Annotated in this window: 5 protein-coding genes; all 5 read left to right on the forward strand. The window is 58.1% G+C overall.

The features are described 5' to 3' along the window. The coding region (locus tag VGE80_RS13615; RefSeq protein ID WP_440593057.1) for an alpha-E domain-containing protein at positions 1 to 518 on the forward strand (518 nt) is incomplete at its 5' end. 353 nt (positions 519 to 871) lie between these two features. Then, a complete protein-coding gene (locus VGE80_RS13620; protein WP_440593058.1) occupies positions 872 to 4,414 on the forward strand; it encodes a DUF2126 domain-containing protein in 3,543 nt (1,180 codons plus the stop codon). A gap of 258 nt (positions 4,415 to 4,672) precedes the next feature. After that, the gene (locus VGE80_RS13625) at positions 4,673 to 7,249 is read left to right on the forward strand and encodes a circularly permuted type 2 ATP-grasp protein (RefSeq protein WP_397569422.1); all 2,577 of its coding nucleotides are present in this window, start codon (positions 4,673 to 4,675) and stop codon (positions 7,247 to 7,249) included. Between the two features lie 89 nt (positions 7,250 to 7,338). Further along, a complete protein-coding gene (locus VGE80_RS13630; protein WP_440593059.1) occupies positions 7,339 to 8,226 on the forward strand; it encodes a transglutaminase family protein in 888 nt (295 codons plus the stop codon). Positions 8,227 to 8,322: 96 nt separating this feature from the next. Then, on the forward strand, positions 8,323 to 9,781 hold a 1,459-nt coding region (locus tag VGE80_RS13635), incomplete at its 3' end, for an aminoacyl--tRNA ligase-related protein (protein ID WP_440593060.1).

A 9,781-nucleotide genomic window follows, 5' to 3' on the forward strand; every position in this document is an offset into this window, starting at 1 on the left:
ACTACCTGCTGCTGCCCCAGGTTTCCGATGTCGGGACGCAACTCGACACAAACCAGTGGTCCGCGCTATTGAAGTCAGCGAGTGCACTGGAAATGTATCGCAAGGCTCACGGCCGGATTACTCCCCATCAGGTTGCAGACTTTCTGCTTCTCGACCGTGAGTTCCCTCGCGCAGTCCGGTTCTGTGTTGGTTCCGCCGAGCAGTCGCTTTTAACGATCACCGGTGGCTCGCGCGGCAACTTCAATAATCGCGCCGAACAATGTCTGGGTCGGCTACGAGCCGAACTCGACTACACGAATATCGAGGAAATCTTTGCGACGGGACTGCATGAGTTTATCGATCAGTTCCAGGAAAAGTTGAACGGCGTGGGACTGGCCATCTCTGACACCTTCTTCTCAATACAACCCGAAGTCAAGCCGGTGCGAGCGGCCAAAAAGCCACTCGCGACCAGCGCAGCCTTACCGGCGACCAGCGTTCAGAAACAATCGATGGGTGGCCAGTCACAATCACAGGGCTGATCGGAGGGTCGGAGGAAGCAACCCTCCATTCGAATTCCCCTCGCAGCAGTAACGTCAACAAACATCCCTTAGTTAACCACTAAAGCCAAATCAGAATCGTTTCCACCGTTCGCGATCAGCAGCACTGCAGCCACCGTTCGGTCGCCCCGACAGCCGCAACTGCCGGGAATGAAGCCCGATCCTGGACGTATCGGTTGAGCCGATAAATCCGGCGGGTTTCCGATGAATCGAGCGACCGGACGAGTACTAATCCAACCCGACGTGCATCCGAAAACAGGGGCTCGAGAGCGGTCAAGAATTACCTGAACGCGACTTGAGACGGCGAACCTGAATTACTCCATAGAAGATCGACAATGACTATTCGAGTTGCACTGCACCATAAGACGACTTATTCCTATGACCGCCTCGTCAGTTTGTCACCTCAAGTGATCCGGCTGCGGCCTGCGCCTCACTGTCGCACACCAATCCTCAGTTATTCGCTCAAAGTACTGCCTGAAAAACAGTTTCTGAATTGGCAACAGGATCCTTACGGCAACTTTCTCGCCCGAGTGGTTTTTCCGGACAAGACGCGAGAACTTTCCGTCACGGTCGATCTGATCGCTGACATGACGGTGATCAACCCGTTCGACTTTTTCCTCGAACCCGACGCGACAGAATTTCCATTCACTTACAGTCCCTCACTGCTGGCGCAACTGCAGCCTTATCTGGTCACCGATTCCCTGGGTCCGGAGATGGCGGCCTTCGTCGCAGGGGCCCCTCACGGAGCCGAGAAGACCAACAATTCCATCGTCGCTTTCAATCAGTACGTCCACCACGCGGTCAAGTACGTCATCCGACTGGAACCCGGGGTTCAGACCTGTGAAGAAACGCTCACCAGGCGAAGTGGGTCTTGCCGCGACTCGGCATGGCTGCTGGTCCAATTGCTGCGTCACTATGGATTGGCCGCCCGGTTCGTTTCGGGTTACCTGCTGCAGTTGAAGCCGGACGTCGCGTCTCTTGATGGACCGTCCGGGGCCGCTACCGACTTCACCGATCTGCACGCCTGGGCAGAAGTCTTCCTTCCCGGAGCAGGGTGGGTGGGACTCGATGCGACATCAGGCCTGCTCGCCGGCGAAGGGCACATCCCGCTGGCTGCAACACCTGACCCACAATCTGCCTCACCGATCAATGGGGGTGTCGATAAGTGTGAAGTCGAGTTCTCTTTCGACATGTCGATCACTCGCATCCACGAAGATCCGCGTGTGACGAAGCCATACACGGACGAGCAGTGGGCCGATATTCAGCAGTTGGGAGAACACGTCGATCGCGAACTCTCGATGGGTCCCCGCTTCTTCACCATGGGTGGTGAACCGACGTTTGTCTCGATCGATCATCGGGACGAGCCTGAATGGAACACTGCGGCACTGGGAGCGACCAAACGTCGGCTGGCAGGAACCCTGTTTCGTCGCCTGGCCAATCGGTTCGCAAATGGTCCCTTGCTGCATTTCGGACAGGGGAAGTGGTACCCCGGCGAGTCCCTGCCGCGCTGGGCGCTGGGTTGCTACTGGCGAAAGGACACCGAACCCGTCTGGACTCGTCCCGATTTGATCGCCGAGGACGACAAGGACTACGGCTACGGAGAGAAAGAAGCTCGCGAATTTATCTCGATGCTTGCGCAGCAACTGCAGGTCCAGATTGAGCATATCCGGCCGGGTTATGAAGACACCTGGTATTACTTGTGGAAAGCGAGAAAGCTGCCGACAAACGTCGATCCGTTCGATTCCCGGCTCGACAATGAAGAAGAAAGAGCACGACTGGCGCGCGTCTTTGAACAGGGACTCGCCAGTGTTGTGGGCTATGTGCTGCCGGTCATGCCCAACGAGGACGAGAACGCCCTGACAAGTTGGGTCAGCGGACCATGGCACCTGCGCCAGGACCGGATGTTCCTGGTCCCGGGTGATTCACCCATGGGGTATCGCCTGCCACTCGATTCGCTCCCGTGGCTGCGTCCTGAAGATCGGCCGCTGATCGTCGAAGCCGACCCCACCGCTCCACGTGGTGAACTTCCGCACTTCTCTCGAGTCGCTCCGCAGACAAACGAAGTCCATCCCAACCTGTTTGAACTCGGTTCACAGCCGGGGAACGGCGATGTTCCGCGGGTGCTGCAGGCCCGGGGCAGCGTATTGGAGTACGTCAAACGATCATTCGGTGAACTGGAACCGGTCGCCTCGACCGTCGCAGATCATTCTGTGGAGACGCAGACAAGTGCGTCCACCCCTACCACGAACAGTCGGTCGCATTCCAACGGAACGGCCGGTGACACATCCCCCGCCTCGCATGTCGTTCGCAACGGTTCGCACTCCAGGGACGCGCACCCGCTTTCGTCGGCAGCGAGCTTGCATCAGAATGAACCAATCGTTCGAACCGCGCTCTGCGTTGAGCCGCGCGGGGGCGTCATCCATATTTTCATGCCACCCGTGGAACGAATCGAGCAATACCTCGACCTTGTCTCGGCGATTGAAGCCACGGCCGCAGAACTTTCGATGCCCGTCCGAATCGAAGGCTATCCCCCCCCTTATGACTATCGTGTCGATCATTTCAAGGTGACGCCGGATCCGGGTGTCATCGAGGTCAATTTGCAGCCCTCGCGCACCTGGAAGGAACTGGTGACGAATACCACCGTCCTGTACGAAGAGGCGCATCTCTCGCGATTGAGCTCCGAGAAATTCATGCTCGACGGGCGTCACACGGGCACCGGTGGCGGAAACCATATCGTGATGGGAGGGCCGTCTCCCGCTCAAAGTCCGTTCCTCCGACGCCCCGATCTCTTGCGCAGTCTGGTGACGTACTGGAATAACCGTCCCTCGTTGTCATACCTCTTCTCCGGACTGTTCATCGGCCCGACCAGTCAAGCCCCGCGACTTGATGAAGCGCGGCACGAGAACCTGTATGAACTGGAGATTGCGTGTTCGCAGCTACCAGAAGGGGAAAGCTGCCCTCCGTGGCTCGTCGACCGTGTCTTCCGGCATCTGCTGACGGATTTGACGGGAAACACGCATCGTGCGGAATTCTGTATCGACAAACTGTATTCGCCCGACAGTGCGACAGGTCGACTGGGTCTTGTGGAAATGCGAGGGTTTGAGATGCCACCGCATGAACGGATGAGCCTCACGCAGCAGTTGCTGGTGCGGGCGCTGATCGCCCGTTTCTGGCACAAGCCCTACCGTGAGACACTCGTCCGTTGGGGGACCACGCTGCACGATCGTTTCATGCTGCCCCATTTCGTCGAGCAGGATTTCCATGAAGTCCTTGCGGATCTTTGCGACGCAGGATTCCGTTTTGAAGAGTCATGGTTCGCCCCCCATGTCGAGTTCCGGTTCCCTCTGATTGGTGAAATCACGATCTCGGGAGTCCAGATCGAATTGCGTCAGGCGATCGAACCATGGCACGTCCTGGGCGAGGAATTTGGCGGTTCCGGCGCCGCACGCTACGTCGATTCGTCAGTGGATCGCGTCCAGGTGAAAGTTCGTGGCCTGACGGACCCCCGTTTTGTCGTGACGTGTAATGGCCGGCGTGTACCGCTGCATCCCACTGGTACGAAAGGTGAGTTCGTTGCGGGAGTTCGCTTCCGTGCATGGCAACCACCATCGTGTCTCCACCCGACGATTGGCGTCCATTCGCCACTCGTCTTCGATCTGCTCGACCGGTGGAACAAGCGGTCGCTCGGTGGTTGCACCTGGCATGTTTCACATCCGGGAGGACGAAGCTACGCCACGTTCCCGGTGAACGCCTACGAAGCCGAAAGCCGGCGCGTAGCGAGATTCTTCCATCTCGGTCATACTCCCGGACAGCAAACGATTCCGGAAGATGAGAAGAATCGCGACTATCCGTACACATTGGATATGCGACGGACGTAATCGGCGAACACGGATTTCGCCGACGGAATGAATGGGCGGCAGCATGCTGCGATGTTGACAGCGGGAACGGCCAAGGGGAATCTTCCCGGTCACCACTCGCCCGAAACGAAAAACAGAGCGGTCCTGGGGAATGGCCTGCGACCGACAATTGGTGGATCAGACAACCGAGATCAGACAACACAGTCGCCACGCGATGGGCGTTTGTTCTGTATTCAGAACAAACCAGGAACGACTGAGCCGAGAGGAGCCAGGACAATCATGATTGACAGCACCGGTGCGGTGAGTGCTCATCCCGCCGGCGACATCGTATCGCGATATGCCCCCCACAGTCAGTATTTTGATGAAATGATCGGGCCGGATGGGGGAGTACGTCCTGCCTGGTCGCGGCTCGTCCAGACCATGAACGATGCGGGTGCCGAGGGGCTCAATCAACGGGGGGATCACCTTCGTCATCTGCTGCGGGAAAATGGTGTCACCTACAATGTCTACGGTGCGTCGAAAGACCTTGAACGTCCCTGGGAGCTGGACCCCATTCCGCTGATGCTTCCGATTGCGGAATGGAATCCACTTGCCGATGCGATCCAGCAGCGGGCCACCTTACTCAATCGAATCCTGGCCGACGTGTATGGGCCCCAGGAACTCGTGAGATCTGGTGTTCTGCCGCCGAACGCGTTGTTCGAACATCCGGGCTACCTGCTGCCATGCATTAATATTCGCCCACCAGAGGGAATCTTCCTGCACTGGTACGCGGCTCAGTTGGCACGCGATGCGACAGGACGGTGGATGGCACTGGGAGACCGTTCGCAGGGTCCGTCCGGGGCCGGATATGTGGTCGAGAATCGCGTTGTTGTCTCTCGCACATTACCAGAGAAATTTCAGAGCCTGAACGTCGTCCGCCTGGCGTCCTACTTCATCGCGCTGCAAAACACACTTGCACGACTGGCGCGTAACCATCGGGACAATCCGCGAGTGGTGGTGTTGTCGCCAGGCCCTAGAAGTTCTCGCTATTTTGAAGATGTCTATCTGGCCCGCTATCTGGGTTATACGCTGGTCGAAGGGGGCGACCTGACGGTTCGCGGCGATCGCGTTTATCTGAAAACCCTCGGGGGGCTGCTGGCCGTCGACGTCATCTTTCGACGGATGGGTGACGCCCGTTGCGATCCACTCGAACTTCGTCCGGATTCGCGCGAGGGGATTCCGGGACTGATGCAGGTCGTCCGTGACGGACAGGTCGTGGTGGCCAACGCGTTAGGCAGTGGCTTTCTCGAAGCGCCACTGATGCAGGCTTATTTACCCGCCGCCTGCCGGTTCCTGCTGGGTGAAGAACTCAAACTTCCCTCAATGCCGACCTGGTGGTGCGGTCGACCTGACGACCTGAAGTACGTCGAAGCCAATCTCGAGCGACTCGTCGTACGCCACGCCTACCACCACCACAATGTGAAGGTCTACATCGGTGCCAACCTGGCGTACGACGAGCGGGCCCGTCTCATTGCCGAGATGCGGGCTCGTCCGAGTCAATTCGTTGCCCAGGAACCGTTGGTTGGATCGACTGCACCCGTGCTCATCGGAGAAAACCTGCAACCCTGGCACGTCACCCTGCGCGCCTTCGCCGTGGCAACTGAGGGTAAGTATCAGGTCATGCCGGGGGGCCTTTCGCGGGTGGCAACGCGATCAGAAACACTTTCAGAATCGATGGCCTCTGGCCAGAGAAGCAAAGACGTGTGGGTGCTGGCCGATACCCCTGTTGAGCCGGTCACATTGCTTCGTCCCAAGCAGACTGCACTCGAACTACGTCGCAGCGCGAACGACTTGCCAAGCCGCGCTGCCGACCATCTGTTCTGGCTGGGACGCTCCATCGAACGAACCGAAGCGCAGGTCCGGCATGTCCGCTGCGTTGTCGCCCGGACCACCAGCGAGCTTCAACCCGCGACCCTGTCTGATCTGTACCAGTTGGTCCTCGCCATCGACGAACCGGGTGAATCACCACTGGCACCGTTCGATAGTGAAGCAGAAGGGCAGCAGCAAGCCCTGATCGAATCCGTCTGGGCCTTCCTGCATGATCCTTATCGAAAAGGGGGGTTGTTCAGCACCATCGAAGCGACCCAACGAACGGCTTCGGTCGTACGAGACAGAATCTCTGTCGATGGCTGGCGAATTATCAATCAAATGAAGTTCCCTCAGCCTCGCAGCTCGTCTGCACCACGAACGTCCTCGGGTCTGACGGATGCGCTTGCACCGCTGAACCAACTGCTGACCTCATTGTCGGCGTTCAGCGGCCTCTGCAACGACAGTATGACCCGGGGTCCCGGTTGGCGTTTTCTGGATATCGGGCGCAGGATCGAGCGAGCGTTGCAAACTTTGCGAGTCATCCGGGGGTTGCTCGTCGATGGACAGGTCGATGTCCTGCCTCGACTGGAAGCGATGCTCGAAATCGCGGACAGTTCAATGACCTACCGCTACCGCTATCTGACAACCCTGCAACTGGCTCCGGTGCTGGATCTGGTACTCGCGGATGAATCGAATCCTCGTGCCGTCGGCTTCCAGCTCATGGCCCTGTCGAAGCACGTGCGCAGTCTCTCCAGGGAGGAATCCGAGATGGTCCGCACGGCGGAACAGAAGCTCGTCCTTTCCGCTCAGGCGTCGCTCCGTCTGGCGGACGTGGAATCGTTCTGCACCGTCAATGGCTCAGGGGATCGACGACAGCTCGATAAGTTTCTGGCATTACTCGCTTCCGATCTTCGTTCTCTTTCCGATAGCATCACCCATACCTACCTCGCCCACACGGTCGACTCGAGACAACTCGAGGCTCAACTTCAGATCCCACGCCGCGCGTGAATCTCGTTAACAGGATTGAGGATTCCGTCACCATCCGGTTCAGCCAGCCTGTATCACACAGCTGAAACCGGTACGACGGCAAATGTCCCATGCAATACACCGTTCAACATACGACGACGTATACCTATTCAAGCCCGGTATCGATCTGCCAGAACGACGTCCATCTGACACCGCGGCACACCCCGTTTCAGACGAGCACCGGATTCCATCTGGAAGTCTCGCCTGAACCGATGCTGCTGCGGTCGTGGGTCGATTCATTTGGTAACGAGGTGTGGTATTTTTCACTCGAAGAACCGCATCAGGAATTGAAGGTCACTGCACGCAGCAAAGTCAGCCTGGCCCGACGACCCTTGCCGGAACCTTCGCAGACGACAACCTGGGAAGTCGTGCGAGATCAGTTGCTGGCAGCCGACGCGCCCGAATCCCGGATGATTTCTCAATTTCGCTTTGAATCTCCGTACATTCAGTATCTGAACGAAGCTCGCGAATATGCCCTCGTCAGCTTTACTCCGGGTCGGCCGCTGCTGGAAGCGGCCCTCGAACTGACATCCCGTATTTACAATGACTTTGAATACGCTCCGACAACAACCAGCATCAGCACGCCGACAAAGGAAGTGCTGGAGAAACGGCGTGGTGTCTGCCAGGACTTTGCTCATCTGCAGATCACGGCGCTGCGCAGTCTGGGTCTTGCCGCTCGATACGTGAGTGGATACCTCGTGACGGCGCCTCCTCCCGGGAAACCCCGACTGGTGGGTGCCGACGCCTCACATGCATGGCTGTCCGTCTATTGCCCCAGTGACGGTTGGATCGACCTGGACCCCACAAACAACGTCATTCCCCAGGAACGTCACGTGACAATCGGCTGGGGTCGCGACTACGGTGACGTCTGCCCGATTCAGGGTGTTCTGATTGGCGGAGGTTCGCACGTCCTGTCCGTTTCGGTGGACGTGGCGCCAGTGCTGATTGACGAAACTTAGGCGTCACCCTATAAACGCCGCGCCCCTCGACTTTCGAGTCGAGGTTTGTTTTTTGCTACGATTGGTCCAATCCCTTTGTGCAGGATTGCCCTTGCCATGCTACAAGTTCAGCTCCCTGACGGTTCCGTTGTCGACCATCCTGATCACGTCACCTCGTTCGATGTCGCCAATGCCATCAGCCCACGTCTGGCTGGTGCCGCAGTCGGAGCCATCGTCGCAGGCCAGGTCACAGACCTCAGCCGACCACTGGCCGAAGTGACCGAAGCCCGCCCGGTACCGGTGCAATTGCTGACGGAAAAAGATTCCGCGTCACTGGCCATCCTGCGACACTCTTGCGCTCACATTATGGCACGGGCAGTCATGCGTTTGTGGCCCGGAGTTGAGCTGGCATTCGGTCCCACCACCGGCCACGGCTTTTACTACGATATCGCCTGTTCCCACACGATCAGCGAAGATGATTTCCCCCGGATCGAAGCCGAGATGCAGCGAATCATCTCGATGGCAGAACCCTTCGAGCGCTTCATCTGCGATCGCGACGAGGCACTGAAACTCGTCGAGGGAATGTCTCAGAAACTCAAGGTCGAGCACATCAGCACGGGTCTGGCCACCCACCCCACTGTCAGTTTCTATCGCCAGGGCGAATTCGTCGATCTGTGCCGCGGTCCGCACATCCCCGACGCAAAGCGGGTCAAAGCATTCAAGCTGCTCTCCGTCGCCGGCGCTTACTGGAAAGGGGATGCCAGCGGCAAACAGTTGCAGCGACTTTACGGAACCGCCTGGTTCTCGCAGAAAGACCTCGATGCGTACCTCGATCAGGTCAACGAAGCCAAACGACGAGACCATCGCGTCCTCGGGAAGCAGTTGAACCTGTTCACGATCAGTCAGGATGTCGGACAGGGACTCTGCCTGTGGCTTCCCAAGGGGGCAACCATCCGCGCCACTCTGGAAGACTTCATCAAACGGGAACTGATCGCACGCGGGTACCAGCCTGTCTATTCGCCACATATCGGCCGTGTCGATATGTACGAAACCAGCGGGCACTTCCCGTACTACCGCGAGTCTCAATTCGCTCCGATCTTCGGCCACGATGCCGGTGCCTTGGTCGACTACTGGGTTCGTCGACTTGACGCACTGATCACCGACGAAACACCCTTCTCAGCCGAGGACGAGAAGAAGCTGATGGAGTCTGCAAAGCTGATGGGAATGGACTTGTCCGACTTCCCCACCAGCGGTCCCCCCACAGCGCGCAAGGACTACCTGCGAGCCTGGGAAAAACAGCAGGAACGCTACCTTCTCAAGCCGATGAACTGCCCGCACCATGTGCAGATTTATAAGGCTCAACAGCGAAGTTACCGCGACCTGCCGGTACGACTGGCGGAATTCGGAACTGTCTATCGTCACGAACAGTCCGGAGAACTCAACGGGATGCTGCGTGTCCGCGGGTTGACCCAGGACGACGCTCACTTGTTTGTGACTCCCGAACAGGTTCTGGAAGAATTCAAATCAACGCTGGAACTCGTCAAGTTCGTGCTGGCCAGTGTGGGACTGAATGACT

This window comes from Schlesneria sp. (assembly GCF_036405755.1).
GTDB lineage: Bacteria > Planctomycetota > Planctomycetia > Planctomycetales > Planctomycetaceae > Schlesneria > Schlesneria sphaerica.